This window comes from Geothrix paludis (assembly GCF_022808815.1).
GTDB classification, from domain to species: Bacteria; Acidobacteriota; Holophagae; order Holophagales; family Holophagaceae; genus Geothrix; species Geothrix paludis.
Map to the genome: position 1 here is coordinate 190087 of NZ_JAKZLC010000005.1, position 26063 is coordinate 216149.

Sequence of the window (26063 nt, forward strand, 5' to 3'; positions counted from 1 at the left end):
TAGCCTACGTCCTCGGACAGCATTAAAACCGGTAGCCGACGCCCACCCCGAACAGGAACGGATCTACCTTCACCGTGGTGACTTTGGCGCCGGCGGTGGTCTTCACGTCGCTGCGGATCTGCGCGACCTTCGCATCCAGGTTGATGAAGCACTGCTTCGCTACTTTGAAGTCCACGCCCACCTGGGCGGCCAGGCCCACGCTGGTCTTGTCCAGGTCCAGGGCGCCACCCGCCAGCTTCACGTCAGAGATCAGGGTGAGGTTCAGGCCCAGGCCCACGTAGGGATCCACCGTCTGGCCCGGGAGGAAGTGCCACTGGGCCGTGAGGGTGGGCGGCAGCTCCTTGAACGTGCCGATCTTCGTGCCGGACAGGGTGACGTCGTGCTCCTGGGGAACGGTGAGCACCAGTTCCGCGGCGAGGTTCTTCGTGAAGAAGTAGCTGATGTCCACCTCGGGGATGGTCTTCGAGCTGACGTGGATGGCGTCCGCCGGAAGGCCGGAGGCCCCGTCGGACTTGTCGGCGGGCTGGAGCGAGACGGCGCGCAGGCGCACCATCCACGGGCCCTCCTGGGCCTGGAGCGGGGCAGAACTCAGCAGCCCGGCGGCCAGAGCCACCGGCAGGATGAGGGACTTCATGGGACATCTCCTTGGCATCGCCCCGGAAGCGGGGCATGGGACACAAAGGCCCCCCACCCCGCCATGGGGCGGGGAGCTGGTTCAAACGCGGTGGATCTGGTCAGTTCAGGCAGGACCGAGGGTGAAAAGCCTCCACGAAGCACACGAAGAAGAACTCAAAGGCCACGAAGGCAGGCGCTGACGTCCCGTCTAAGGACATCCGGGCCTGCGGCCCCCGGCCGCGCGTGGCGCGGCCGGCTTCACGGGCGGCGGCACCGGGCGGCTTCCAGAGGCCGCCATGGCCGCCGCCCGCGAAGGGATGTCAGGGATGGGTCGAGCCCCTTTCGCGCCCTTCGTGCGCCCAAAGGGCGCCTTCGCGTCCTTCGTGGTGAGCTTTTCCTGGCCTGGATTCGCCGATAAACAAGTGGGTTCAATACGCTGGGCCACGTTCGATGCTCTCGGCGGTCACGGTGTCCCGGAAGGTCAGGTACACCCACAGCTGGTAGCCGATCACCACGGGCAGGAAGCAGAGCACCACGCCCAGCATGATCTTCAGCGTCAGGGGGCTGGAGGCGGCGTTGAAGGCCGTCACGCTGGCCGCGGGGTCCAGGCTCGAGGGGAGCAGGTTGGGGAAGAGGCCCGCCACGCCGAAGAGCACGGCGCCGAGGATGAGGGCCGACGAGGCGAACCAGGCCTTCCACCACGCGCCCTGCCCTGCGAAGACCCGCGTCAGCAGGAGGCCCGCCACGGCCAGCAGAGGCAGAATCAGCAGCACGGGCTTGGCCAGCACGTTCTGCCAGAGGCGGGTGCTGAACCAGGTCAGGACCAGGAAGGCCACGGCCACGACGACCTCCATCAGCCAAAGGGACGTCGCCATGCGGCCGGCCCGGGCCTGCAGCTCGCCTTCGGTGCGCGCGGCCAGCCACAGGGCGCCGTGCACGGCGAAGATCACCACGAAGAGCCCGCCGCCCAGCAGGCCGTAGGGGTTCAGCAGCGTGAGCAGGTTGCCGTGGAAGAGGCCCGCAGCGTCCAGAGGCAGGCCCTGGAAGATGTTGGCGAAGGCCACGCCCAGCAGCAGCGCGGGCAGGAAGGAACCCACGACGAGGCAGGCGTCCCAGGTGGCGCGCCAGCGGGCGCTGTCCACCTTGCCCCGGAACTCGAAGGCCACGCCCCGCAGGATCAGCGCGAAGAGCAGCAGCATGAGCGGCGTGTAGAGACCGCTGAACATGATGGCGTAGGCCCGCGGGAAGGCCGCGAAGGTCACGCCGCCCGCGGTGATGAGCCACACCTCGTTGCCGTCCCAGAAGGGCCCCATGGCGTTCACGAGGATGCGCTTCTCGGTTTCATCGTTGGCCAGAAAGGGGAACAGCGTGCCCAGGCCCAGGTCGAAGCCGTCGAGCATGAAGTAGACGGCCCAGGCCACGCCCCAGATCACGAACCAGATGGATTCCAGCATGGTCGCCTCCCTCACTTCGCGGCCGCGGCGGCGGCGTCAGGGCCCTTGCGGGCGAACGTGAACAGCAGGTAGATGTCCACGGCGCCCAGCAGCGCGTAGACGAGGAAGAAGGCCGCGAGCGAGGTGCCCACCTGCGAGGTGGCCAGGGGCGAGACGGCGTCGGAGGTCTTCATCAGGCCGTAGACGATCCACGGCTGGCGGCCCAGCTCCGCGAGGGTCCAGCCCAGCTCGTTGGCCAGGTAGGGCAGCGGGATGAGCCAGGGCAGCACCTTCAGGAACCGCGACTGCTCCTCGATGCGATCGCGCTTGAGCCAGGCCCAGAGGCCCAGCGCCAGGAAGAGCATGCCCAGGCCCACCATGGCGCGGAAGCTCAGGAACACGGGCAGCACGGGCGGCCGCTGGTCGGCGGGGTAGTCCTTCAGGCCCTTCACCTCGCCGCCGGTGGAGTAGGTGGCCAGCAGGCTGAGGCCGCTGGGCACGGAGAGCGACTGCACGGCGTTGCGCTCGTTCGCGGCGTCGGGCCAGGCCAGCAGGTGCATGGGCACGTTGCGGCCGGTCTCCCAGTGGGCCTCCATGGCCGCCAGCTTGGTGGGCTGGGCGGTGCTGAGGATCTCGGCATTCATGTGGCCCTGGGCGATCTCGAACAGCGCGAAGATCAGCGTCCAGGCCGCCGCCAGGCGGAAGGACTTCTTGAAGAAGGCCGTCTCGTGCTTGCGGATCAGGTGCCAGGCCGAGATGCCCAGCACGAAGAAGCCCGCGGTGATGTAGGCGCCGCCCAGGGTGTGGATGAACTCCAGGATGGCGAAGCGCTGGGTGATGACGGCGAAGAAGTCCGCCAGCTCGGCGCGACCGTTCCGCAGCACGAAGCCCGTGGGGTGCTGCATCCAGGCGTTGGCCACGAGGATCCAGAAGGCCGAGAGGTTCGAGGCGATGGCCACCAGCCAGATGGTCACCGCGTGGGCCTTCTTCGACAGCTTGTTCCACCCGAAGTGCCACACGGCGATGAAGGTGGACTCCAGGAAGAAGGCCGCCGTGGCCTCGATGGCCAGCAGCGAACCGAAGATGTCGCCCACGTAGGCCGAGTAGCGGGACCAGTTCGTGCCGAACTGGAACTCCAGCGTCAGGCCCGTCACCACGCCGATGGCGAAGTTGATGAGGAAGAGCTTCCCCCAGAACTTGGCCATGCGCTTGTAGTCCTCGTCCCCGCTGCGCACGTACTGCGTCTCCATGAGAGCGACGAGCATCGAGAGGCCCAGCGTCAGGGGCACGAACAGGAAGTGGAAGTAGGTGGCGACCGCGAATTGCAGGCGCGACAGGGCTAGGACATCCAAGGTGTCCTCCTTTCAGGGGGGGTTGGGTGGGAGCGCTAGGAGACGTTACAGGCCGACGCCGCCGTCCGGACGGCGGCGTGGCGGGAGAGGTGGGCGCTGAGGTGCGCCTCGGAATCGTGGGCCAGGGCGTCGAAGCGCACGCCCGCCAGGTGATCGCGCAGGGCCTGCGTGGCGGCGGCCCAGGCGCCCTGCACGGGGCAGCCCTTCGACAGGGGGCAGATGTGCTTGCCGTCGAGGCACTGGTTGAGGACGATGCCGCCCTCCACCGCCTCGATGATGTCGAGCAGCGAGATCTCCGCGGCGGGCCGCGCCAGGCTGATGCCGCCCCCCGTGCCCCGGGCCGTGCGGAGGATGCCCGCCTTCACGAGGCTGGCGGACAGGCGGCGCACGAAGGCCTCCGGCAGGAGGCGGAGCTGGGCGATCTCGCCGATGGAGACGCGCGTGCCGGGCTCGAGCGTGGCCAGGTGAAGCACCAGCCGCGCCGCGTAGTCCGTCTGTCTGGAGATGCCGATCATGGGGCCCCGGAATGTGACTGTTTCACTAACATTACCCAACCAGTCACATTGGTCAATACCCATGGGTCAACAATTTTGAGGATGATTGAGTCCCCTTCTCAATGCCTTCGGCGCGTGGGCTTCGCGCCCCCCTACAGCTTCACCGACCGCAGCCGTAGCGCGTTCCCAATAACCGACACCGAGGACAGGCTCATGGCGGCGCTGGCGATCATGGGGCTCAGCAGCAGCCCGAAGACCGGGTACAGCACGCCCGCGGCCAGGGGGATCCCGATCACGTTGTAGATGAAGGCGAGGAACAGGTTCTGCCGGATGTTGCCCAGGGTGGCGCGGCTCAGCCGGATCGCCCGCAGGATGCCGCGCAGGTCGCCCTTCACCAGGGTGATGCCGGAGCTCTGCATGGCGGTGTCCGTGCCCGTGCCCATGGCGATGCCCACCTGGGCCAGCGCCAGCGCCGGGGCGTCGTTCACCCCGTCGCCCGCCATGGCGACGACGCGGCCCTCGGCCTGGAGCCGCTTCACCACGTCCCCCTTGCCCTGAGGGAGGATCTCCGCCTCGAAGGCCTCGATCCCCAGCCGCGCCGCCACGGCCGCCGCCGTGGCCTGGCTGTCGCCCGTCAGCATGACGATGCGGAGGCCCTCCTTCCGCAGCAGGGCGAGGGCCTCGGGCGTGCTCGGCTTGATGGGGTCCGCCACGCCGATGAGGCCCGCCGGGCGGCCGTCCAGGGCCACGAGCATCACGGTCTGGCCCTCGCGGCGGAGCGCCTCGGCCTTGGCCTCCAGGGCTTCAGGGTCGACCCCTCGGTCGCGGAGCAGGCCGGCGTTGCCGAGGAGCACCGCATGGCCCTCGACGGTCCCCGTCACCCCCAGGCCCGTGACGGACTGGAAGCCTTCCGCCGACGGCAGGACCAGCCTCCGGGCCTCGGCCCCCTCGACGATGGCGGCGGCGAGCGGGTGCTCGCTCCCCCGTTCCAGGGCCGCGGCCAGTCGCAGCAGCGCGGCGTCGTCCTGGCCTTCGAGAGGCGTCACCGATGCCAGCCGGGGCTTGCCTTCGGTGAGCGTGCCGGTCTTGTCCACCAGGAGGGTGTCCACCTTCTCCATGGCCTCCAGGGCCTCGGCGTCGCGGATCAGCACCCCCGCACGGGCCCCGGCCCCGGCCCCCACCATGATGGACATGGGCGTGGCGAGGCCCAGGGCGCAGGGGCAGGCGATGATGAGCACCGCCACGGCGTTGAGCAGCGCGTAGGCCAGGCGGGGCTCGGGCCCCCGGAGAGCCCAGACCAGGGCCGTCGCCGCGGCGGCGACCACCACGGCAGGGACGAACCAGGCGGCCACCTGGTCCGCCAGCCGCTGGATGGGCGCGCGGCTGCGCTGGGCCTCGCTCACCTGCTGCACGATCTGGGCGAGCAGCGTGTCGCGGCCCACGCGCTCGGCGCGGATCAACAGCCCGCCGGTCCCGTTGAGGGTCCCCCCGATCACCTTCGAGGCGGGGGCCTTCTCGGTGGGGATGGATTCGCCAGTGACCATGGATTCGTCCACGGCGCTCGCGCCCTCCAGCACCACGCCGTCCGCGGGGACCTTCTCGCCGGGGCGCACCCGCAGGCGGTCCCCCACCTGGACCTCCGCCAGGAGCACGTCATGCTCGGCGCCATCGGCCTCCACCCGCCGGGCGGTCCGGGGGGCGAGCCCCAGCAGCGCCTTGATGGCGCTCGACGTGGCGCTGCGGGCCTTCAGCTCCAGCACCTGCCCCAGCAGTACCAGGGTGACGATGACGGCGGCGGCTTCGAAGTACACGGGGACCATGCCGCCGTGCCCCCGGAAGCTGTGGGGCAGCGCCTCCGGGAACAGGGCCGCGAACAGGCTGTACACGTAGGCCACGCCCGTGCCCAGGGCGATGAGGGTGAACATGTTCAGGGAGCGGTTCCGGATGGAGGCCCAGCCGCGCTCGAAGAAGGGCCACCCCGCCCAGAGCACCACGGGCGTCGCCAGCGCCAGCTGGATCCAGGTGAAGACAGCCGCCCCGAGGCGGGCGCGCACGGGGTCGCCCGGGATCAGCTCGGACATGGCCATGAGGAACACGGGAAGCGTCAGGGCCGCGCCGATCCAGAAGCGGCGGGTCATGTCGGCCAGCTCGGGATTCGGCCCCTCCTCCAGGGCCGCGGCGCGGGGCTCCAGCGCCATCCCGCAGATAGGGCAGGTGCCCGGCCGGTCCCGCACCACCTCCGGGTGCATGGGGCAGACGTACTCCGTCGCGGCTTGCGTCGGGACTTCGGGCTCCAGAGCCATGCCGCACTTGGGGCAGGTGCCGGGCCGATCCCGGCGGATGTCGGGATGCATGGGGCAGACGTACCAAGACGCGGAGGGCCCCGCCGGGGCAGCCGGGGTGGCGTCAAGCGGAGCCGGATGAGGGTGCCCGTGTTCGTGAGCCATGGAAGTCTCCCGCGGCAAGCGATCCAGGGCACTCTATCCCGTTTCAGGGCTTCCGGCCGCCGCCGGTTCCGGAAGCCCCTCGCGCGGCCTGCTCAGCCCTGCCCGCCCCATCCCGGCGGTTCGACGAGGACATAGGCCCGGCCGTTCTCGTTCCAGGCCTGGGCCCGGTGTCCCTCGGCGGCGATCCGGCGAGGCTGATCCGAATCAAAGGGCAGGCCCCGGAGGGTGCGGTCGAAGACGTAGATGGCGCGGCCATCCTGGAGGTAGTAACAGACGGCGCGGCAGGCCTCCATGTCGCACACGCAGCCCCCCTTCATGGCCTGCCCGGCCAGGCACTTCGGCAGCGCGGCGGAGAATCCGGCGGCCTGCGCGGACCATCGCCGGCCCTGCTCCCCGGAATCTGGACCGGAGGCCTCCGCGGTGAACGCCATGCGCGGGGCCTCCCTGAACATCTGGATCGCGGCCCGGCCGAGCCGCGGGCCTTCCTGGCCGCGCCCATGGACCATCCACCCCCAGGTCCCCCCGCCCAGGAGGACCATCAGCAGGGCGGCAATCCCCAGGGCCGGCCATGTCCAGCGCGAACGCCGCTTCCCGGCCGCGCGCAGCAGGCTGCGCCGCAGGTCGTCGGGGGCGGCGCCGGGGCGCAGGGCGTCCCTGAGTTGCTGGTCGAACCCAGGGGTGGGGGCCGTGTTTCGGGTCATACCACACCTCCCTTCACGGAGATCCCTTCTTCCGCCATGGCTGCCTTCAAGGCCGCCTTGGCCCGGTGGATCCGGCTCTGGACGGTGCCCAGGGGAAGGTCCAGGAGGCTGCCGATCTGGTCGTAGGGAAGCTCCTGCTGGTATCGCAGGAGCAGGATGGACCGTGCCGCCTCGGGAAGCCGGTCGAGGGCGGCGGGCAGCGCCGCGAGCAGCGAAGGGTCCACGGTTTCGTCGACCTCGGGGCCCGGAAGGTTCTCGAAGGCCTCGTCGTCCCAGACCTCGAACCGGGCGCTGGCCCGGAACTCCATGGCGATCTCGTGGCGGAGGATGGACAGCAGCCAGCCGCGGGCCGCCAGGGCGTCCCGAAGCTGGCTGAGCTTCTCGAAGGCCTTGAGGAAGGTCCGCTGCACGAGCTCCCGGGCGAGATCCTCCTGGCGGAGCTTCGCCCGGGCATAGGCGTACACCGCGTCAAGATGCGCCTCCACCAGGGATTCCGATGTCAGGTCCAAGGGATGTCCTGCATGCCGTCCTCGACGCGCCTGCCCTGGGCATCAACCCCGCGCGGCGCCCCCGCAAGGGCGACCGGAACGGTGGCGGAGCGGGCCATTCCACCAAAGCACGGGACGGATCAGGACGGCAAGTACCAGGCGTCGACGGGATTTTCGGCAGGGGCGGACTTGGCGTGGCTGGACTGCTCCCCGGCCTGCTCCCCGGCCTGTTCCATGGTGCACGGCGTCTCGCAGCAGGCCATGGTTGCCACCGCCGCGCTGGCGCCTTCCTCCGCAGTCGGCAGGTACCAGGAGGCGGCTGCGCCGTCCTGCTTCGCCGGGGCCGCGGTGCTTTGCGTCTCATCGCAGGCCATGGTGCCGTTCGACGCGGCGTTCGCCTCCTCCCAGGTCGGCAGGTACCAGGATCCGGTCGCCTCCGGAGCGGGCGCGTCGTGGACGGCTTTCGCCATGTCCATGGTGCACTGGGATGCCTGGCAGGCCGTGGCCTGATGGGCGGGCAGCGTTCCGGCATCTCCGGCGAAGGCGGTGGTGAATGCGGCAAGCGCCAGCATGGCAAGCGGGGTTCGAGTGATCGTCATGGCATCTCCAGTGAGACCGGCCGATTCAGCGGCTCACAGGAAGGGATGCACGAAGGGACGCTTTGTTCCCTCCCATTTTGCCGGCCTGCGGTCCCGGCGGCCCGGTTCAGCCCAGGCGCTGGTACAGCAGCGCGTCCTCGCCGTCGGCGTAGTAGCGGGGGCGCCGGCCGCAGGGCGACCAGCCGCAGGCCTCGTAGAGCCGCACGGCGGCCTCGTTCGAGGGGCGCACCTCCAGGTACAGGCAGTCCATCCCGTCCGCCGCCAGCTCCCGCTGGCTGGTCATCAGCAGGGCCCGGCCCAGGCCGCGGCCCCGGGCCGCCGGGGCCACGACGATCCGCACCAGCTCGGCCTCCCCCGCCCGGGGCGCCCGCGACCACAGGGCGAAGCCCACCTCCGGCACCATCCACAGGGCCTCGTGGCCAGCCAGGTCGCCCCAGGGCTCCCCGAAGGCCTGGCGGTCCAGGGCCACCACCCAGGGCGGCAGCGGGGCCCCCTCCAGGAGCCGGTGGACCGCGTGGGGCCGGGTCATCGCGCCACGCCCCTCCGCAGGGCTTCCGGCAGGTGGGCGGCGGCGTGGGGAAAGTTCACCTCGGCGTCGGTCTCCCGCAGGTAGAAGGGCTTGAGGGGCGCTTCCGGCGCGCCCTGGGACACCCGCCGGGCCAGCGCCACCAGGCCCGCCAGGGTGGCCGCGCCCTCGTCGGCCAGCGCGATGCGGTGGTCCGGCAGCACGGCCGCCACCTTCGGCGCGAAGGCCTCCGGCGCCCACCAGGCCTCATCGCCCACGCGCCCGGGCAGGTCCGCCAGGGGATGCTTGGCGGCGGGCTCCGTGGGGCCGTCCGCCCCCCAGCGCTGGTGGAAGGCTTCGCCTCGCTGGCCGTCCAGGAGGATCCACAGGGGCCCGGTCACGCTGGCTTGACGCAGCGCCTCGGCCCGCAGCGCGAAGGCGGAGAAGCCCCAGGTGGGCAGGCCCGTGAGGCCGAAGCCCTCGGCCGTGGCCACGCCGATGCGCAGGCTCGTGAAGCCCCCAGGGCCCAGGCAGGCGGCCACGCCGGCGAGGTCGCCCGGGGCGGCGCCGGCCTCGGCCATGAGCTCGTCCAGCGTGGGGATCAGGCGCTCGCTGTGCCCCCGTCCCACGCCCGAGACCACCCGTCGCGTCCACGCGTGGTCCCCCCGGATCAGCGCCAGGTGCAGGATTTCCGTGGTGGTGTCGAGGGCGAGCAGCATGGGATCAGTCTGACAGGCGCGCCGCGCCCATACGCGAAGCGGCGGCCGGTCGGCCGCCGCTTCGCGTATCGAGAAAAGCCCTAGACCGCCTTCAGGACCTTGCCGGCCTGGATGCAGGAGGTGCAGACGCGCAGGCGCTTGGGGGCGCCGCCCACCAGGGCGCGCACGCGCTGGATGTTCGGATTCCAGCGGCGCTTGGTGACGTTGTTGGAATGGGAGACGTTGTTCCCGAACTGGGGCTTCTTGCCACAGACTTCGCACTGACGGGACATGGGAACCTCACGGGCCGGAAAGGGAAATAGCCAAGAGACCCAGTGTAATCGGATGTCTGGGAAATGCAAGGGGAAAGGGCTTGCACCGCGCGCCCCGCCCCATCCAGGATAGCCTCCACGCCCGGGAATCCCATGGACCTCGCCCTCTGGGCCCTAGCCTTCACGGTTCTGGACTGGCCCGAGCGCCAGAAGGCCGAAGCCTGGGCGGCGGTCCAGGCCGGGGTCGAGCCAGCCTTGTCCCCCGACCAGGTCACGGCCCTGGTCCGCCTGGAGGCCAGCCTGCCCCGGCGGCGCCAGGAGGCCCTCAACCGCGGCGCCCGCCTGCTGCTGCCGGGCGACGAGGGCGCCGACGCCCTGCTGGCGCCCCTGCCCTACCCCGTGGCCCTGTGGGTGCGGGGGAACCTGCCTCCGCCGGTGCCCGGCGGGACGCATAGCCTGGCCATCGTGGGCAGCCGCCAGGCCAGCCGGCACGGCCGGGACCGCGCCCGGAGCTGGGCCAAGGTGCTGGCCGAGGCAGGCGTGGCGGTGATCTCCGGCCTGGCGCGGGGCATCGACGTCGCCGCGCACCTGGGGGCGCTGGACGCGGGCCCGGGCGGCGCGGGCACCTGGGGCGTCCTGGGCTCGGGCCTGGACCATCCCTACCCGCCGGAGCACGCCCCCCTCATGGACCGCATGGTGGCCGCCGGAGGCGGCGTCATCACCCCCTTCCCGCCCGAGGCCCCGCCCCGGAAGTGGCACTTCCCCCGCCGGAACTGGCTGCTGGCGGCCTGGTCCGAGGGCGTCCTGGTGGTAGAGGCCCGGTGGCAGTCCGGGTCCATGGTCACCGCCCGCCTCGCCCTGGACCTGGGCAAGGACCTCTGGGTGTGCCCCGGGTCTCCGGAGGATCCTTCCGCCGAAGGTCCGAACTTTTTATTAAGGGAAGGCGCTGCACGGGTTTGCCTATCCCCGGAGGGCCTGTTGCAGGACCTGGGCCTCCCCCCCCGCACTTGACAAACCGGCAGGGCCAGGATCCATCCTTAGGGGCCGTTCGGGGCGGATGGCGTTTTTCGGGCGGCCCCGGGGCGGGCCCTGCGCCCCCTGGCTTTTGAGAATGTCCAAGTGCTGTGAATGGGAGGCCTGGCCTCCAAGGAGAAGTGCCGTGACCAGAAAGCCGAACCACGACGATTCGAGTTCGCTGCCAAGTTCTGGTTCTGCGAAGCAGGGCCAGAAACTCGTGATCGTCGAAAGCCCGTCGAAGGCGAAGACCATCACCAAGTACCTCGGCAAGGGGTACAAGGTCATGGCCTCCGTGGGCCACATCCGGGACCTCCCGCGCAAGCTGGGGGTCGACATCGAGAACGGCTTCCAGGAGGAATACGAGATCAGCCCGGCCAAGGAGAAGGTGGTCAAGGAGCTGAGGGCCGCCGCCAAGACCGCCGACGAGCTGGTGCTCGCCACCGACCCCGACCGCGAGGGGGAGGCCATTTCCTGGCACCTGCTGGAGGCCATCAAGCCGCCCAAGAGCCTGCCCGTCAGCCGCGTCCTCTTCAACGAGATCACCCCGGCGGGCATCCAGAAGGCCATGGCCGCGCCCACCTCCATTAATAAGAAGCTGGTGGACGCCCAGCGGGCCCGCCGCGTGCTGGACCGCCTCGTGGGCTACAAGGTGAGCCAGGTGCTCTGGGACAAGGTGCGCCGCGGCCTCAGCGCCGGGCGCGTCCAGAGCGTGGCCGTGCGCATCATCGTGGACCGCGAGAAGGAGATCCAGGCCTTCAACCCCGTCGAGTACTGGGTGCTGAAGGGCAAGTTCGCCGCCAAGCTGCCGCCATCCTTCTGGATGAAGCTGGTGAAGGTGGGGGGTGAGGCCCTGCAGCTCGGCAACAAGGAGGCCAAGCGCCGGGTGGCGGACGCCGCCCAGGCCAAGGACCTGAAGACGAAGCTCGAAAAGGCCGCCTACAAGGTCACCAGCCTGGAAACGAAAGAGAAGAAGCGGAACCCCGCCGCCCCCTTCACCACCGCCAAGCTCCAGCAGGAGTCGGCCCAGAAGCTCAAGATGAGCGTCAGCCGCACCATGCAGAACGCCCAGCGGCTCTATGAAGGCGTGGACTTCGGCGAAGGCCCCGTGGGCCTCATCACCTACATGCGCACCGACTCGCCCCGCATGGCCCCCGAGGCCGTGGAGGCCACCCGCGAGCTCATCGCCAAGAAATACGGCAAGGAATACCTGCCCGCCAAAGCCCGCGTGTACACGGGCAAGGCCGGGGCCCAGGACGCGCACGAGGCCATCCGCCCCACGGATGTCGCCCGCACCCCCGAGAGCCTGCGCGGGCACCTGGAGCCCGACCAGTTCCGCCTCTACGCCCTCATCTGGCGGCGCACCATGGCCTCGCAGATGGAGGCCGCGCGCTTCGACGAGACGGTGGTGCAGACCGAGGCGGAAGTGGGCAAGGAGACGGCCCTCTTCGAAGCCAAGGGCGAGATCGAGCGCTTCCCCGGCTGGCTGGCGGTCTACCGCGCCGAGAAGACGGAAACCGAGGCCGAGTCCATCGCCGACGCCACCAAGGATGGCACCCGGGATGGCGAGGAGGACGAGGACGAGGAGCAGCTTCCGGCCCTGAAGCTGGGCGAGGCCCTGAAGCTGGAGCAGCTCGACGCCGACCAGTCCTTCACCAAGCCCCCGGCGCGCTTCAACGAAGCCACGCTGGTGAAGGAGCTGGAGGAGGACGGCATCGGCCGGCCCTCCACCTACGCCAGCATCATCAGCACCATCCAGGACCGGGACTACGTGAAGAAGCACGAGGGCCGCTTCAAGCCCACGGAGCTGGGCATGGTGGTCACCGAGCTGCTCATCCAGGGCTTCCCGCGCCTGCTGGACAGCAAGTACACCTCGGGCATGGAAGGCAACCTTGATCTCATCGAGGACGGCAAGCTCACCTTCAAGAAGGCCATGACCGACTTCTACGGCCCCTTCGAAAAGGCCCTGGCCGCCGCCGGCACGGACATGCAGAACCTCAAGGCCGGCGTGCCCACGGGCGGGAAGTGCCCCAAGTGCGGCGACCGGAAGAAGCACCCGGGCGTGCTGCTCAAGCGCATCGGCCGCAACGGGCTCTTCGTGGGCTGCACCAACTACAGCGCCGAGAATGAAAAGGACAAGTGCGACTACACGGCGGACCTCGAGAAGATGGAGGAGCCCGAGGACGCGCCCGAGTGCCCGCTCTGCGGCACCACGCCCATGAACCTGCGCAAGGGCCAGTGGGGCCCCTTCTGGGCCTGCCCCAACTACCCCAAGTGCAAGGGCATCGTGAAGGCCGATCCCAAGGGCATCCCCGTGCCGCCGGACGAGCCCATCGGCGAGAAGTGCCCCAACTGCGGCAAGGACTTCGTCAAGCGCCACGGCCGCTACGGCGAGTTCATCTGCTGCATCGACTACCCCACCTGCAAGACCGTGAAGAAGGAGATCCTGGCCGTCCCCTGCCCCAAGTGCGGCGGCGGCCTCAGCCCCCGCAAGACCCGCTTCGGCAAGGTCTTCTACGGCTGCGTGAACTACCCCAAGTGCGACTTCACCGCCTGGGACAAGCCCGTCCCCGTCACCTGCCCCGCCTGCAAGAACCCCAGCATGGGCGAGAAGACCCGGAAGCCGCGGGGCAAGGATCCCATCCAGGTGCTGCTCTGCCCCAAGTGCGGGCATGAGGAGATGATGGGGTGAGCACCTATTGGCTCATTGAGAATTTCCTCAATCAACATGTTAATCCCTATGTTGCAATTATTGCAATAATTGGTTTTATTATCCAAATTAATCAATTCAGAAAACTCAAGAAAACAGCCGAAACACACCAAAATGCTGTTAATAAAACAATTTCCTTCACCAAAGAACAATTGCTTCATGACCATCTATCTAACATCAAAAACTATTTTGATTATCTTTTCAAATGTATCCAAAACAAAGAATTTGAAGCCGCGAGATTTGCCTGTTTGATTATTTTAGAAAAACTCATTCATTCCAAGCACTATTACCCCACAAAATTAGAACAAGTTCAGATGTTAATTGATAAAATTAATACAATAAAAGACATGATCGATCAAAAAGTAATCAACAAAAAATATGATTTTGATTTTTCCCTAATGGCTAAAATTATTAATGAAATTCAATTAAAAATTTTAGAGCTTACCAACCCCATCTCGCGATTGGAGGAATCATGATTAATGGCGAACTATTAGCCCTAATACCTGCCTTAGCCGAAAATACAAAAAATGGTCAGATTACATGGAAATTAGCAAACAATAGGACCGCATTTATTTCAAATTTTGGAGAATACTCCGTTGTTGTAGATTATCAAGATAATGCAGGACCAATTTCTCCAATAGCATTCGGACTATTGAACAATAAACTTGAATTTATCGAGAAAATTGAAATAAATTCATTAACAAACCCCAAAGAGTTCAGATTAATTCTTAATTTGTATCAACAAGCAAAAAACTCAGCCACAGACATAGGCAAAGCAATTCTATCCATCAAATCCAAATTAAAGCTTGAATAATCAATCAGTGAGGAATGGTGAACAAACAGACCCTTCCTACTGTTACTCATAGATCCCCTTAGCGTTCCCATCCGTGGTTACCCCAGGCGAATCCAGTTCTTCGGCTGGTTGCTCGCTTCCTGGGATACTGGTCCATGCTCCAAGTCACCCCCTCTTTCCTCGCCCACTTGCGCAATGCCCGGCCCCGCACGGTGCGGGTGCTGTAGGCGCTGGCGCCCGAGGATCTGGAGTGGGCGCCGGCGCCGGGGGCCTTCAACTTTGGCGACCTGTTCCGCCACTTGGCGGGGCTGGAGCGCTTCATGTACACAGAGAACGTACAGGGCCTTTGATTCCAACTCTTAGGGTATGAAAAGCGGAACACCGATGAGCACCGATAAATGCTGATAAACACCGATAAAGACAAAGCATGGCTTCAGGTCGCTCTGCTTTATCGGTGTTCAACATTCAGTTCTCGGTGTTCATCGGTGTTCTTCTTTTACCAGTGATGCACGGTGATGAACAGTGATGGGCACCACCCTTCTTTTCATCACCGTCTATCGCTGTTCATCACCGGTTTCTCTGTCTTGAGATAATCCTCCATGCTCCCGGACACGCCCTCCTTCCTCGCCTACTGGCGCAACGCCCGGTCCCGCACGGTTCGGGTGCTGGAGGCGCTGACGCCGGAGGACCTGGAATGGGCGCCCGTGCCGGGGGCCTTCACCTTCGGCGACCTGTTCCGCCACCTGGCGGGACTGGAGCGCTTCATGTATGCGGAGAACGTGCAGGGCCGCCCCAGCGCCTACCCGGGCCACGACTCTGATCTGGCCGCAGGGCTCGACGGCGTGCGCGCCTACGTGGACCGCTGCCACGCCGAGTCCCTGGCCATCTTCGGCACCCTCACGGACGCGGACCTGCTGGCCCCCTGCGTGAACCCGGCCGGGGCTTCTATGGCCACATGGAAATGGCTCCGCGCCATGGCCGAGCACGAGGCCCACCACCGCGGCCAGCTCTACCTCATGGCCAGCCTCCGCGGCCGCCCCGTCGCCCCCCTCTTCGGCCTCACCGAAGAACAGCTCGCCGCCGCATCCACGTCCGGGGAAGGCAAGAACAGAACACCGATAAAGACTGATAAACACTGATCAAGACAAAAAACTGAATGAACCGGTGATGGACAGTGATGAACGGTGATCAGACCCATTCCATCACTGTTCATCACCGTTCATCACTGGTTCCCTTGCCTTTCTAGCCCGGCCACACCCGGGGAAGGCAAGAACAGAACACCGATAAAAGCTGAATGAACCGGTGATGAACAGTGATGGACGGTGATGAAAGAAGTCCTATCACCGTTCATCACTGGTTTCCATGCTTTCCAGCCCTGGATCCGTGTTCCTCCGCAGCTACACGATGGCCATGAGCAGCCGCTGGAGCTGGTCCAGGTGCAGGAGGTCGTGGCCCGCGAGCATGGGCAGGAGCTGGCCCAGGGACTCGGGGCCGCGCTCGCTGTGCCGGCCGGCGCGCGCGAGCTCCTGCGGTGTCAGGCTCCGCCAGAGGCGCAGGTTGTGGGGGCGCAAGGCACGGAACGTCTCGACGAGCTCCCGGGGATCGCGCTCGTTGTAGCGCTGCCCCACCACCCACTGATCCTGGTCCATGACCTGCATGGGCGGGTTCTCCTCGCAAAGGATGAGCCGGGTGCGGTAGCCGTAGACCCACTCGCAGTCGCAGAGGTGGCCGATGACCTCGCAGGGCGTCCACTTCCCGGCGATGGGCCGGGTCTGCAGCCGCTTCCCGGCGTGGTCCCGCACCAGGCCGGCCAGCACATCGCCCGTCGAGCCGAGCACCTCCAGCGGATCCCGGTCCCCCAGGAAGCCCAGGATTCTCGCCCGGTAGGCGGCTGTGGCGTCCTGCGGTTCCGGGGTGGTCGCCATGGGGTCCTCCGTGGGGGTGGGGAGAGAGCCTACCCAGGAACGGGGACTCGCGAAAGGGGCCCCGCCTGCGACGCCTGCCCCTCGTCGGCCTCACCGAAGAACGGCTCACCGCCCACGTCCAAGCCGAAAGGCTGAATCAGCCGCCGATTGAAAAGACCTTTAGCCACCGATTTCGCTGATTTCAGTGATTCCCCGCGACCAAGCAGCGTGGGCGGAGCCGGGGGGGGGGGGGGGGGGGCCCGGGGGGGGGGGGGGGCCCCCCCCCCCCCCCCCCCCCGACTCCCTTCCGGCCACGCCGGAAGCCGTCTCCGGCGGGCCCATGCGGAAAATTCGCGGCGCGAAATCAGCGTCATCGGCGAAATCGGTGGCGAAAAAGGCCCTTGTAGATGCAGTTACAACGGGGTTCCGATCCGAGGCGGATGGCGATGACTTCATCCTCAATTCACCCCAAGTCAGCAGTTAGTCTGGCAGGTTACAGCTTGTTTACAGAAGCCCGTCGTTGCTGAATACAACTATTAAAAAATGATCATTCATCGTCTTGACATACGCCAATGGATCTAGGAAGAATAAGACCTTCCACTGCTGAAAGATTTCTATGCGCATACGCCATCGACTCGCGGGCGCCGGTCTGGTTGCCGGTCTGCTCCTCCCCCTCCTGGCCTGCTTCGGCAACGGCCGACCGGCCGCCACGGCCGGCGGGGCCTTCCTGGCGCAGGTGAGCCCGGGGAGCCTGAGCATCCCCGCCGGCGGCGGCGGCTACGTCTCGGTGACCACGGCCCGCGCCCTGCCCCACTTCCCCAACCTCCAGGGCCCCCTGACGCTCAGCCTGGACCAGGCCCCCGCCGGCGTGACCGGCAGCGGGACCATCCCGGCGGACCGGGCCACGGGGACCTTGTCGCTCTGGGTGGACGCGTCCGTGTCGCCCCAGGCGCTCCAGGGCCTCCGGGTGAAGGTCACCGCGCCGGGCCTGGCCACCGTGGCCACCTTCGACCTGACCGTGACCGCGCCCCTGCCCCCGGGCCAGCTCCGCGCCGACCTGGTGCAGGCCAGCGGCCAGGCCCAGCAGGGCGGCACCTACGCGAACACGCCGGTGGTCCAGGAGCCCGTGGCCGCCCGGCCCGCCTCGGACGCCGCCCAGGTCCAGACCCTGCGCCACGGGTTCCACCCCGCCGCGCCCGCCAACTGATCCCTTCCACCCCCTTCCCTGCGAGCCGCCATGCCCTTCCGCCCCTTCCTTCTCACCCTGGCGCTGACCGTCGGCCTGGCCCCCAGCCTGATTCCGGGCCTCCACGGCCAGGGGACGCCCGCCCCCACCGTCGCGGCCCCGGCCCCCCAGGTGGCCTACCAGGGCCGTCTGACGGAAGCCGGCCTGGCCGTCACCGGCACCCGCAGCTTCACCTTCGCCATCCTCGACGCCCAGGGGACGGAGCTGTGGACCTCGGGCCCGCAGGACGTTTCCGTGAACAACGGCCTCTACGCCGCGGTGCTGGGCGGCACGGGCCAGCCCACCATCCCCGCCGCCCTGCTGGGCACGCCGAACCTCAAGCTGCGCGTGGCCATCAACGGCGTGGCGCTCACCCCGGACACGGACCTGGTCCCCGCCCTCCAGGCGCGCAGCGCCTTCGAGTTCTCCGGCCCCCTGGCCGGCGATGTCACCGGCACCCAGAACGCCACGGTGGTGCTGCGCCTTAACGGCATCCCCCTCGACGCCGCGGCCCCCGCCGCGGGCCAGGGCCTGGTGTTCAATGGCACGGCCTGGACACCCGGCACCGTGGCGGGCGTGCCTGGCCCCGCGGGACCCGCCGGCCCGGTGGGTCCCGCGGGCCTCACCGGTCCGCAGGGCCTGCCCGGCATCCAGGGCGCCACCGGCCCCGCAGGTGCCATGGGCCCCATGGGCCCCGCCGGCGCCACCGGAGCCACGGGCGCGGCCGGTCCCACCGGACCCATGGGCCCCCAGGGCCTTCAGGGCTTCCAGGGACTCACCGGCCCCGCAGGCCCGACGGGACCCATGGGTCCGTTCGGCCCCGCCGGACCGCAGGGCGCCACCGGCCCCCAGGGCCCCATCGGGCCCCCCGTCTCCTTCAAGAACGCCTGGAGCGGCAGCACCGTCTACGCCATCGGCGACACCGTGGCGGAAAACGGGTCGAGCTACATCGCCCTCACGGCCAACCTCAATGTGGATCCCGCCCTCGACGTGGCCGGGTCCGGCACCACCTGGGCGCTGCTGGCAGCCCGGGGCGCGGTGGGCCCCGCGGGCCCGCAGGGTGCGACCGGCGCCACCGGTGCCACCGGCCCTCAAGGCCTCCAGGGACCGCAGGGACTCACGGGCCCCGCCGGGGCCACCGGTGCAACTGGCGCCACAGGCGCGACCGGCGCCACCGGGCCGATGGGCCTCCAGGGTCCCATGGGACCGATGGGGCCGACGGGCGCCCAGGGTCCCACCGGCCCCGCGGGCACGGTCACCGTTGGCACCACCACCACCGGCGCGCCCGGGGCCGCCGCTTCGGTGACCAACTCGGGCACCTCCACCGCGGCGATCCTGAACTTCACGATCCCCCAGCCCCCGCTCATCTCGACCATCCCCCTCGGCGCCCAGCAGATCGGCACGGTCAAGGCGGTGGGACTCAACTACATCATCGCGCTGGTGGGGATCTTCCCGCCCAACTCCGGCAGCGGCAGCACCAGCTACTCGGAGCAGATCATCGGGGAAGTCCGGCTCTTCGCCGGCAACTTCGCGCCGGACGGATGGGCCTTCTGCAATGGACAGATCCTGTCCATCGCCCAGAACACCGCCCTGTTCTCCATCCTGGGCACCACCTACGGGGGTAACGGGTCCACCACCTTCGCCCTGCCCGACCTGAGGGCCGCCGTGCCCATGGGCCCCAAGTAGCGGCCTCCGACCCGCCCCCTTCCTCCGGGAGGCCCGTCGACAACCCCACCTGTGATGCCTCCGGCGGCTCCGCTAGCGGCTGGCTGCTGAAGACCGTCACCAGCGCTCCGCTGGGCCTCCGCCCTTGACAGGATCCCAAATCGAAACCATCATGGTTACGATTTGGGATCCGCATGACCAACACCCGCTACACCGTCGCCATCCACGTGCTCACCCTGCTGGCCTACGCGGGGCCCGAGGCCCTCACTTCGGAATTCATCGCCGGCAGCGTGAACACCAACCCCGTGGTCATCCGCCGCATCCTGGCGGGCCTGCGGGAGGCTGGCCTGGTGCGCAGCCAGGGCGGCCCCGGGGGCGGCTGGCAGCTGCTCCGGGCCCCGGAGGCCGTGAGCCTCCTGGACGTGCTTCGGGCCGTGGACACGGAAGCCTCCTTCCCCCTGCACGCCACGCCCCCGAACCTGGCCTGCCCCGTGGGCCGGTCCATCCAGGCCATCCTCACGGGCCACTTCCGCACCGCCCAGGCCGCCATGGAACGGGAGCTGGCCCGCGTCAGCCTCCGCGACCTGCTGGAGGACGTGAAGGCCCAGCCCGCCTGATTTTTTTGTGTTCAAATCCGCAACCGATTCGGTTGCATTATCCACAGGAGATCTCATGCCCGCCCCCCTCGTCGTCACCGGCGCCACCGGCCAGCTCGGCCGCCTCGTCCTCCAGTCCCTCCTGAAGCAGGTTCCCGCGGGCCAGCTCGTGGCCGCCGTGCGGAGCCCAGAAAAGGCGCAGGACCTGGCCGCCCTGGGAATCCAGGTGCGCCGCGCCGACTACGGCCGCCCCGAGACCCTGCTTGAAGCCTTCCGCGGGGCCGAGAAGGTGCTGCTCATCTCCTCCAGCGAGCTGGGCCAGCGCTTCACCCAGCACCGCGCGGCCATCGACGCGGCCAAGGCCGCCGGCGTGCCGTTCCTGGCCTACACGAGCCTGCTGCGCGCCGACACCTCGCCCCTGCCCGTGGGTCTGGAGCACCGCCAGACGGAGGACTACCTCAAGGCCTCGGGCCTGCCCTTCGCGCTGCTGCGGAACGGCTGGTACACGGAGAACTACATGGCCAGCATCCCCCCCGCCCTGCAGCACGGGGTCTTCCTGGGGAGCGCCGGGGAGGGGAAGATCGCGTCGGCCGCCCGGGCCGACTACGCCGAAGCCGCCGCCGCCATCCTGCTGAAGCCCGATCAGGCGGGCCGCGTCTACGAGCTGGCGGGGGACTCGGCCTACACGCTGGCCGACCTGGCCGCCGAGGTTGCCCGCCAGGCCGGGAAGCCCGTGGCCTACCAGAACCTGCCCGAGGCCGAGTTCATGGCCATCCTGACCGGCGCGGGCCTGCCGGAGCCCATCGCCCGCCTCCTGGCCGAATCGGACACGGGCGCGGCCAAGGGCGGCCTCTTCGACGACTCCCGCACCCTGAGCCGCCTCATCGGCCGGCCCACCACGCCCATGGCCGCCTCGGTGGCCGCGGCGCTCAAGGGCTGAATCACGCGGGCCTCCCGCCTGGTAGCTCTCCGGTGGCCCCCCGCCGCGTTCCGCCCATCCTTGGGGGTGCGCTGTGTCGAAGGAGGCTGCCATGGCCACGACGAAGCTGGAGGAATTCCTCAACCAGAACGGGGTGGTCCACCAGATCATCCATCATCCGCTGGCCTTCACAGCCACTTCGGTGGCAGGGGCCGCCCACATCAAAGGCAAGGAGATGGCCAAGACCGTCATGGTGAGCCTGGACGGCCACCTGGCCATGGCGGTGCTGCCCGCCGACCGCAAGGTGGACCTGGAGCGGCTGCGGCAGGCCACCGGGGCCGTCAACGTCGAGCTGGCCGACGAGCGGGAGTTCATCGGCGACTTCCCCGAGTGCGAGCCCGGCGCCATGCCACCCTTCGGGAACCTGTACGGCATGGATGTCTACGTGGAGCCGCACCTGGCGGCCGACCCGGAGATCGCCTTCAACGCCGGCTCCCACACCGAGCTGATCCGCATGGCCTACAAGGACTTCGAGCGCCTGACCCACCCGAAGCTCGTGGACATGTAGATCCGCAAAGATCGGCCTTTCCCGGGCGGCGCCCGGCGCGCCGGGCCCTGTGAGGAGGTTCCCATGCGCCTGAAGGGCAAGTCCATCCTCATCACCGGCGGCGCCAGCGGCATCGGGCTGGCCACGGCGGGGCGCTGCCTGGAGGAGGGCGCCGGCGTCGTCCTCGCGGACCTTCCCACCTCCCAGGGCGTGGCTCACGCCAAGGACCTGAACGGCCGTCACGCGGGCCGCTGCCTGTTCCTGCCCTGCGATGTCACCGCCACGGACCAGGTGGACCGGCTCATCGCCGACACCGTCAAGGAGTTGGGCCGCCTGGACGGCGTGTTCAACAACGCGGGCATCGGCGGCATGAGCCTGGCCCACGCCTACAGCGACGAGGACTTCCTGCGGGTGATCGACATCAACCTCATCGGCGTGTTCCGCGTGGCCCGGGCCGCGCTGCGCCAGATGTACCCGCAGGGCAGCGGCAGCATCGTGAACTGCGCGTCCATCCTGGGCGTGTTCGGCCAGACCATGGTGGCGGCCTACTCGGCGGCCAAGGGCGGGGTGGTGAACCTCACGCGCACGCTGGCGCTGGAGGCCGCCGGCAAGGGCGTGCGGGTGAACGCCGTGGGGCCGGGCTACATCGACACGCCCCTGCTCTCGGGCCTGGACCCCGACGTGCGCCAGGCGCTCATCGACCTGCACCCCCTGGGCCGCATGGGCCGCCCGGAAGAGGTCGCCCACGCCGTGGCCTTCCTGCTGAGCGACGAGGCCAGCTTCACCACCGGCTCCCTCCTGATGGTGGATGGCGGCTTCACGGCCGGGAAGTCCTGACCTCGGCGGCCTGGTAGATCCCCCGCACCATCTCGACGCCCCAGCCCTTCAGGGCCGCGGGCAGGTCGAACCCGAGCCGCTGGTAATGGGCGCGGACCTCGCGGCCCGCCGCTTCATAGGCTTCGCGGCTGGCCCAGGCGGCGAGGGTCACGAGGTTGAAGGCGGACGCCCCGTCCCGCTGTTCGAGGACCAGATGGCCCCGGAAGCCGGGCAGGGTGCGGATGAAGGCCAGGTTCTGCTGCATCCGGTCCGTGAACGCCGCCCGGTCGGCCTCGGGCACCGTGAAGGCGTCGTGCAGGAAGTAGAGCCCGGGCTCGCGGTCGAGGTCGATGGAGAAGGTGGACATGGGGGTCTCCTGGGGAATGGCGGAACGGATCGTACCGCTCCCTGAATGCTTGTCGCGACGGTCATCTGGAACTTGTATGAATTCAGGAACTCCAGGCAGGAGTAGGATCACCCCATGCAGGTCCACGCCTTCGCCCCGACCGAGGCGCTTGCCCTCTTCGTCCGCGCCTTCGAGATCATCGAGGCGGACGGCGCCATGGAGAAGCTGCTCATTCCGGAGACGGGGCTGATCCTCGGCTTCCGCTACGCGGGCTCGTCGAGCCTGGTGGAAGGCGCCACGCGGCTCGAGGTCCCGGACCACGTCGTGACGGGCCTGCGGGCCACGGCCCGCCGCATGGTCACCGCCGCCGGCAGCGGGATCGTCCTCGCGAAGTTCCGGGACGGCGCGGCCGGAGCCTTCTTCGATCCGCCGCTGCATCAGCTCTTCGGGGCCACCCTGCCCCTGGAGGAGCTGGTGGACCCCCGGGCCGTGGAGGCGGCCTCCGCCAGCATCCGGGCCGCCCGCGACCACCGGGCGCGCGTGGACGCCCTCGAGCGGTTCCTGCTGGCGCAGAGGGCGCGCCGGGACTGGCCCGGGGACCCGGTGGTGGGCGCCGCGCTCCGGGCCATCCGCGCCGACCCATCCCTGCGCGTCGCGCCCCTCGCGGGGGACCTCGGCCTGAGCGTGGATGGGCTGGAGAAGCGTTTCCGCCGCAGCGTCGGGGCCTCCCCCAAGCAGGTGGCCTCCATCCTCCGCCTGCGGCGGGCCCTCGGCGCCCATCGCCCGGGGACGCCCCTGACCAGGCTGGCCCTGGACGCGGGGTACTACGATCAGGCCCACTTCATCCGCCAGGTCGTGGCCGCCGTGGGCGTGGCGCCGAGAGCCTTCCTGCAGGCCGCGGCGTTCTGCCTCTGAGGCGCTCCCGCGCGAAGCTGGGATACTGCCCCCATGTCCCTCCCAGGTCCCGATCCTTCGCCGGCCCCCGCTGAGCGCCCGCTCCTGGTGCTCCTGCCCGGCCTGGACGGCACGGGGCTCATGTTCGGACCCTTCGTGGCGGCCCTGGAGGCCGCGGGCTTCGAGGCGCGGGTGGTGCGCTATCCGCCCGCCCTCGTGTCCTACCCCGCCTGCGCCCACTTCGCGCACACGCTGCTGCCCCGGGACCGGCCCTTCCTGCTGCTGGGGGAATCCTTCTCGGGCCCCGTGGCCCTGGCCCTGGCGGCGGAGGCGCCGGAGTACCTGGTGGGCGTGGTGCTCTGCGGCACCTTCGCGAAGAACCCCCGGCCCGGCCTGGGCCGGCTGGCGCCCCTGCTGCCCATCCTGCCCAACCGCCTGCCGCCGGCGGTGATCCGCTTCTTGCTCCTGGGCCGCTGGGCCACGGCGCCGCTCCTGGACCTGCTGCGCGCCCTGGTCCCGCAGGTGCCACCCGCCACGGTGAAGGCCCGCCTGCGCGCCGTGGTGGCCGTGGACCAGACGCCGCTGCTGGGCCGCCTCCGCGTGCCCGTCCTGGCTCTCGTCGCCGCCCGGGACCGCCTGGTGCCCCCTTCTGCCACCGCCTGGCTCCGCGCCCGCCTGCCCAACCTGGACATCGTGCGCCTGCAGGGCCCGCACTGGCTCCTGCAGACGCGCCCCGATGCCTGCGTCCAGGCCATCGAGGCCTTTCTGGGCCGCCTGCCGAAGCCCGGCTGATGGGATACTCGCCCCATGCCCTTCCTCGCCCGCCCCGCGATCCGCTGGTCCGTCCTCATCGCCCTCTGGGCGGTGGTGGGCGCGGTGCTGTGGATCCTGCTGGTGCAGGTCTTCCTGCTGGCGCTGAATCCCTTCTGCCACGCGCAGCGGCCCGGCGTGGCCCATGTGGAGGTGCGCAGCGTGGACCGGGATCTCGACAGCCAGATCACGGACTTCGTGACGGTGAAGCACGGGGACTCGGAGCAGGTGCTCAAGATGGCCAAGGCCGAGGCCGCGGAGCTGCGCCCGGACGACGAGGTGTGGATCCTCGACGCCTGGTACGCCGACGGCCTGCGCCCCACCCAGTTCCGCCTGACGCCCCTGCGCGTGCTGCTGGAATACCCGGTGCTGCTGCTGCTGCCCGCTGCCTGGGGCCTGTGGCGGGTGCGGAAGGCGAAGCGGGTGGCCGACGCCGCCCCGCCCCCGCCCGTGCGCCGCGTCTTCACGGACGACTTCCACCTCCGCGCCCAGCGCTTCGCGAAGCCGGCTGAAGAGAAGAAGGAAGATCAGCCATGAATGAACACGGATGAACACGGATGAGGTGGACCTGCGCTCATCCGTGTCATTCCGGGGCTTCCGTCGCTTTTCGACTCAGAATGACGAGTTTCCCGCCTACTTCGTGGCCGCCGGCGGCTTGACGGTCCAGAAGGCGGGGTCGCTGGCGATGACGCCGGGACCGGGGTAGCTCAGCTTGGGGCTGAAGGCGAAGAGCTGGTTCTCCACCCCGTTGACCGTATCCACGAACGCCTTCTGCATGGCCTTCTGGCCCTCGTCGCCCAGGGCGTCCATGAAGGCCTTGTTGGCGGCATCCATCACATCCATGTCCGCCAGGGACTTCATGGGCCGCAGCACCACGTAGGTGGGCGACCAGGTACCGGCCTCGACTTCATAGAAGGCGAAGGACGCCGGGAAGTGGCTCTTCTCGTAGGCGGCGAGGGCCGTCTTCACGCCATCCTCGAAGACCTTCCCCATGCCCTGCTTGATGCGGAAGGTGCGCACCCGCATGTAGCGCATCTTGCCGATCTCCACCGGAGGCCCGAAGCTCAGGTCCTTGCGGAGGGTGCCCAGGAAGCTGCGCGTCTCGCTCAGGTGCTCGCCATCCTTCTGTGCGATGGCGTCCACCTCCTTCTTCAGGGCCGGATTCTTGTCCGCCTCGTCCTGCTTGGCCTCCCAGTCCGCGTAGGAACCGTAGCCCATGATGAACCAGGCCTCCGAGGGCCCCGTGAGCGAGCTCATGCCCAGGTAGTGGTCCGTGGACTTGCCCTTGGTGAGGATGTGGCCCCAGGAGGCTTCCGTGGCGGCATGGGCCGCGCCGTGGCCCGGCTTGACCGCCTCGCGGTAGAACATCATGAGCGGGGGCGGCGGCTGGGGACCGCTCTGGGCCCGCAGGGTCGCGAAGGATGGGGCCAGGAGGGCCGGGACCGCGAGGACGAGGGAGAGGAAGGAACGCTTCATGGGAGCCCACCTCCAGAGGGCGGACCCGAGAGTAGCCCCCATTCATTGCTCCTATCTAGTATTTTTTATGTATCAACATGGATATTGAATCGTTTTAATCCTATCCCCTTTGCGATCACGAACCTGGAGGCCGGTGACCGGAAGCCTCCCAGGCCCGCCGAAGCCGGCTCCTGAAACGTTGGACGGCAGCGGGGTAGGCGACCTTGTCGCCGTAGAGGTGGTACTCCGCGGCGGGCGTGGGCGCCAGGTCGCGCAGGCGGGAGCCGTACTTCGCCTGCAGCAGGGCCAGGACCTGCTCGTAGCGCCAGAGGGCCTCGTAGCGGACCGGCTCGCGCCAGATCTTGCGCTCACCCAGGCGGATCACCACCTCCTCGCCCTCCTGGTCCCAGGCCAGGTCCAACACCGGCTCCGTCAGGTCGGGCAGCTGGCTGGCGAACCGCAGCTTCATGCGGTTGAAGCGCTCCCGGCCGTTCTCGATCTGCCCGATGTAGGTCCGCTCGCCGGGGGAGAGCTGCGCGGCGTGGGCCTGCCATTCCTCCAGGGTCGGATAGGGCAGCACGGCCAGCATGGGTGCGCTCGCGGAGCCGTGCTCGCCGGGGCACTGGCAGTCCTGCAGGGAATCGTAGAGTTCCGTCAGACCCTCCTCGAAGGTGCCAGTCCACCCGCAGGCGGGGCAGGTGAGGCGGCGGGTCTTCCAGTCGCCGAAGTAGTCCAGGATGATCGCGACCACGGGTGCCTCCATGG

General features: G+C 68.7%; 29 protein-coding genes. 14 read left to right on the forward strand and 15 right to left on the reverse strand.

The genetic code is table 11. The annotated features are described in order from the left end of the window. Positions 1-22 precede the first annotated feature (22 nt). The 11 genes from MLE64_RS13475 to rpmB all read right to left on the reverse strand — a co-directional run bounded on the left by MLE64_RS13475 (position 23) and on the right by rpmB (position 9625). The gene (locus tag MLE64_RS13475) at positions 23-634 is read right to left on the reverse strand and encodes an OmpW/AlkL family protein (protein ID WP_243318394.1); all 612 of its coding nucleotides are present in this window, start codon (positions 632-634) and stop codon (positions 23-25) included. 409 nt (positions 635-1043) lie between these two features. Further along, complete coding sequence (gene cydB, locus MLE64_RS13480; RefSeq protein ID WP_243318396.1) at positions 1044-2069, reverse strand: cytochrome d ubiquinol oxidase subunit II; 1026 nt, start codon at positions 2067-2069, stop codon at positions 1044-1046. Positions 2070-2080: 11 nt separating this feature from the next. Then, on the reverse strand, positions 2081-3400 hold the full coding sequence (locus tag MLE64_RS13485) for a cytochrome ubiquinol oxidase subunit I (RefSeq protein WP_243318398.1): 1320 nt from the start codon (positions 3398-3400) through the stop codon (positions 2081-2083). Between the two features lie 35 nt (positions 3401-3435). Next, positions 3436-3915 carry an RrF2 family transcriptional regulator gene (locus MLE64_RS13490; protein WP_243318400.1) on the reverse strand — a complete coding sequence of 160 codons (480 nt, stop codon included), beginning with the start codon at positions 3913-3915 and terminating at the stop codon, positions 3436-3438. Positions 3916-4046: 131 nt separating this feature from the next. After that, positions 4047-6341: a copper-transporting P-type ATPase gene (locus MLE64_RS13495; protein ID WP_243318403.1), complete on the reverse strand. Its 2295-nt coding sequence runs from the start codon at positions 6339-6341 to the stop codon at positions 4047-4049. 92 nt (positions 6342-6433) lie between these two features. Next, the gene (locus tag MLE64_RS13500; protein ID WP_243318405.1) at positions 6434-7042 is read right to left on the reverse strand and encodes a hypothetical protein; all 609 of its coding nucleotides are present in this window, start codon (positions 7040-7042) and stop codon (positions 6434-6436) included. Next, complete coding sequence (locus MLE64_RS13505; protein ID WP_243318407.1) at positions 7039-7551, reverse strand: RNA polymerase sigma factor; 513 nt, start codon at positions 7549-7551, stop codon at positions 7039-7041. The genes MLE64_RS13500 and MLE64_RS13505 overlap by 4 nt, the downstream gene beginning before the upstream one ends. Positions 7552-7670: 119 nt before the next feature. Continuing rightward, positions 7671-8129, reverse strand: coding sequence for a hypothetical protein (locus MLE64_RS13510; RefSeq protein ID WP_243318409.1), 459 nt, complete (start codon positions 8127-8129; stop codon positions 7671-7673). Between the two features lie 106 nt (positions 8130-8235). After that, complete coding sequence (locus MLE64_RS13515) at positions 8236-8658, reverse strand: GNAT family N-acetyltransferase (protein ID WP_243318411.1); 423 nt, start codon at positions 8656-8658, stop codon at positions 8236-8238. Continuing rightward, complete coding sequence (gene tsaB, locus MLE64_RS13520; RefSeq protein ID WP_243318413.1) at positions 8655-9353, reverse strand: tRNA (adenosine(37)-N6)-threonylcarbamoyltransferase complex dimerization subunit type 1 TsaB; 699 nt, start codon at positions 9351-9353, stop codon at positions 8655-8657. Before tsaB ends, MLE64_RS13515 begins: the two co-directional genes overlap by 4 nt. A gap of 80 nt (positions 9354-9433) precedes the next feature. Beyond that, positions 9434-9625 (reverse strand): 50S ribosomal protein L28, encoded by a 192-nt coding sequence (gene rpmB, locus MLE64_RS13525; RefSeq protein ID WP_243286606.1) that lies wholly within the window; start codon positions 9623-9625, stop codon positions 9434-9436. Between the two features lie 132 nt (positions 9626-9757). On the opposite strand from rpmB, the gene MLE64_RS13530 reads away from it, so the two are divergent. The 5 genes from MLE64_RS13530 to MLE64_RS13550 all read left to right on the forward strand — a co-directional run bounded on the left by MLE64_RS13530 (position 9758) and on the right by MLE64_RS13550 (position 15260). Then, a complete protein-coding gene (locus tag MLE64_RS13530; protein ID WP_279343104.1) occupies positions 9758-10615 on the forward strand; it encodes a DNA-processing protein DprA in 858 nt (285 codons plus the stop codon). A gap of 148 nt (positions 10616-10763) precedes the next feature. After that, entirely contained in the window at positions 10764-13310 is a 2547-nt protein-coding gene (gene topA / locus MLE64_RS13535; RefSeq protein ID WP_243318415.1) for a type I DNA topoisomerase, read from the forward strand. After that, a complete protein-coding gene (locus MLE64_RS13540) occupies positions 13307-13804 on the forward strand; it encodes a hypothetical protein (RefSeq protein ID WP_243318417.1) in 498 nt (165 codons plus the stop codon). The genes topA and MLE64_RS13540 overlap by 4 nt, the downstream gene beginning before the upstream one ends. Further along, positions 13801-14142: a hypothetical protein gene (locus MLE64_RS13545; protein WP_243318419.1), complete on the forward strand. Its 342-nt coding sequence runs from the start codon at positions 13801-13803 to the stop codon at positions 14140-14142. Before MLE64_RS13540 ends, MLE64_RS13545 begins: the two co-directional genes overlap by 4 nt. 578 nt (positions 14143-14720) lie before the next feature. Next, complete coding sequence (locus MLE64_RS13550) at positions 14721-15260, forward strand: DinB family protein (RefSeq protein WP_243318421.1); 540 nt, start codon at positions 14721-14723, stop codon at positions 15258-15260. 258 nt (positions 15261-15518) lie between these two features. On the opposite strand, the gene MLE64_RS13555 is transcribed toward MLE64_RS13550, so the two are convergent. Next, complete coding sequence (locus MLE64_RS13555) at positions 15519-16046, reverse strand: DinB family protein (RefSeq protein WP_243318423.1); 528 nt, start codon at positions 16044-16046, stop codon at positions 15519-15521. 595 nt (positions 16047-16641) lie between these two features. On the opposite strand from MLE64_RS13555, the gene MLE64_RS13560 reads away from it, so the two are divergent. The 6 genes from MLE64_RS13560 to MLE64_RS13585 all read left to right on the forward strand — a co-directional run bounded on the left by MLE64_RS13560 (position 16642) and on the right by MLE64_RS13585 (position 21814). Then, positions 16642-17232 (forward strand): hypothetical protein, encoded by a 591-nt coding sequence (locus tag MLE64_RS13560; protein WP_243318424.1) that lies wholly within the window; start codon positions 16642-16644, stop codon positions 17230-17232. Between the two features lie 30 nt (positions 17233-17262). Then, positions 17263-18936, forward strand: coding sequence for a tail fiber protein (locus tag MLE64_RS15855; protein ID WP_279343106.1), 1674 nt, complete (start codon positions 17263-17265; stop codon positions 18934-18936). A gap of 173 nt (positions 18937-19109) precedes the next feature. Continuing rightward, the gene (locus tag MLE64_RS13570) at positions 19110-19532 is read left to right on the forward strand and encodes an Rrf2 family transcriptional regulator (protein WP_243318426.1); all 423 of its coding nucleotides are present in this window, start codon (positions 19110-19112) and stop codon (positions 19530-19532) included. Positions 19533-19587: 55 nt separating this feature from the next. Next, positions 19588-20451 (forward strand): SDR family oxidoreductase, encoded by an 864-nt coding sequence (locus tag MLE64_RS13575; protein WP_243318428.1) that lies wholly within the window; start codon positions 19588-19590, stop codon positions 20449-20451. A 91-nt stretch (positions 20452-20542) separates the two neighbouring features. Continuing rightward, the gene (locus MLE64_RS13580; RefSeq protein WP_243318429.1) at positions 20543-20998 is read left to right on the forward strand and encodes an aminoacyl-tRNA deacylase; all 456 of its coding nucleotides are present in this window, start codon (positions 20543-20545) and stop codon (positions 20996-20998) included. Positions 20999-21061: 63 nt separating this feature from the next. Beyond that, complete coding sequence (locus tag MLE64_RS13585; RefSeq protein ID WP_243318431.1) at positions 21062-21814, forward strand: SDR family NAD(P)-dependent oxidoreductase; 753 nt, start codon at positions 21062-21064, stop codon at positions 21812-21814. Here the strand turns inward: MLE64_RS13585 and MLE64_RS13590 are convergent. Continuing rightward, complete coding sequence (locus MLE64_RS13590; protein ID WP_243318433.1) at positions 21795-22160, reverse strand: antibiotic biosynthesis monooxygenase family protein; 366 nt, start codon at positions 22158-22160, stop codon at positions 21795-21797. The genes MLE64_RS13585 and MLE64_RS13590 overlap by 20 nt on opposite strands. A 114-nt stretch (positions 22161-22274) precedes the next feature. Here MLE64_RS13590 and MLE64_RS13595 point away from each other — a divergent pair, with 114 nt between their 5' ends. Genes MLE64_RS13595 through MLE64_RS13605 form a run of 3 tightly spaced genes read left to right on the forward strand, consistent with a single transcriptional unit; the run spans position 22275 to position 24380 of the window. Next, positions 22275-23054 carry an AraC family transcriptional regulator gene (locus tag MLE64_RS13595; protein ID WP_243318434.1) on the forward strand — a complete coding sequence of 260 codons (780 nt, stop codon included), beginning with the start codon at positions 22275-22277 and terminating at the stop codon, positions 23052-23054. Positions 23055-23087: 33 nt separating this feature from the next. After that, entirely contained in the window at positions 23088-23825 is a 738-nt protein-coding gene (locus tag MLE64_RS13600; protein WP_243318436.1) for an alpha/beta fold hydrolase, read from the forward strand. 15 nt (positions 23826-23840) lie between these two features. After that, on the forward strand, positions 23841-24380 hold the full coding sequence (locus MLE64_RS13605) for a hypothetical protein (protein ID WP_243318438.1): 540 nt from the start codon (positions 23841-23843) through the stop codon (positions 24378-24380). Between the two features lie 96 nt (positions 24381-24476). Here the strand turns inward: MLE64_RS13605 and MLE64_RS13610 are convergent, their stop codons facing one another. Together MLE64_RS13610 and MLE64_RS13615 are read right to left on the reverse strand one after the other, a co-directional pair. Next, complete coding sequence (locus MLE64_RS13610; RefSeq protein ID WP_243318440.1) at positions 24477-25319, reverse strand: hypothetical protein; 843 nt, start codon at positions 25317-25319, stop codon at positions 24477-24479. A gap of 115 nt (positions 25320-25434) precedes the next feature. Beyond that, positions 25435-26049: a hypothetical protein gene (locus MLE64_RS13615; RefSeq protein ID WP_243318441.1), complete on the reverse strand. Its 615-nt coding sequence runs from the start codon at positions 26047-26049 to the stop codon at positions 25435-25437. Positions 26050-26063 lie beyond the last annotated feature (14 nt).